At 67.2% G+C, this 738-nt stretch carries 1 protein-coding gene; it reads right to left on the bottom strand.

Annotated features, from left to right (window positions below; genetic code table 11):
• Positions 1–738 (bottom strand): efflux RND transporter permease subunit (locus ABB34_RS14690; RefSeq protein ID WP_161808924.1); only part of this gene is annotated, 738 nt, incomplete at both ends.

The raw sequence follows: 738 nt of genomic DNA, 5'->3' as shown, positions 1-738 counted from the left end.
GCCGGGTAGCCGTTGAAGCGCAGCACCGGGTCCGGGCCGTAGGTTTCGCGGATGCTCACCATCGAGCCGATCGGCACCATCTCGCCGCGGTCGTTGCGGGTGCGCAACCGGCCGATGTCCTCGATGCTGTCGCGGAACTGGCCGTCGGCCTGGGCGATCACCTGCCAGGTGCGGCCGAACTGGTTGAAGTCGTTGACGTAGGCCGAGCCGAGGTAGGTCTGCAGGGTGTCGAACAGCTCGGTCAGCTGCACGCCCTGCGCCTTGGCCTTCACGCGATCCACTTCCGCGTCCAGCTGCGGCACGTTGGCCTGGTAGCTGGTGATCGGGAACGCCATGCCCGGGGTCTGCGCCACCGCGCCCTGCATCGCCTGCACCGCGTTCTGCAACGCGCCGTAGCCGAGGTTGCCGCGATCCTCGACGAACATCTGGTAGCCGTTGCCGTTGCCCAGGCCGAGGATCGGCGGCGGCATCATCGCGAAGGCGAAGCCCTCCTGCAGCCCGGCGATCTTCTGGTTGATCTCGGCGTCGATCTGCGCGCCGGTGCGGCCGTGGCGCTCGACGAACGGCTTGGCCGGCATGACGGCTTCGCCGATGTTGGGCGTGTTGGTGAACTGTAGCGCGTTCAGGCCGGGGAAGGAGATGGTGTCGGCTACAGCATCTGTGTCCGTGGCGATCTGCGCCACCTTGCGCAGCATGGCGTCTGTCCGCGCGCTGAAGGAACTCAGCGTACGCTTCAAC

This window comes from Stenotrophomonas daejeonensis (assembly GCF_001431505.1).
Classification (GTDB): domain Bacteria; phylum Pseudomonadota; class Gammaproteobacteria; order Xanthomonadales; family Xanthomonadaceae; genus Stenotrophomonas; species Stenotrophomonas daejeonensis.
Note: the sequence above shows the minus strand (reverse complement) of the source record. Positions and strands in the feature narration are given on the sequence as shown.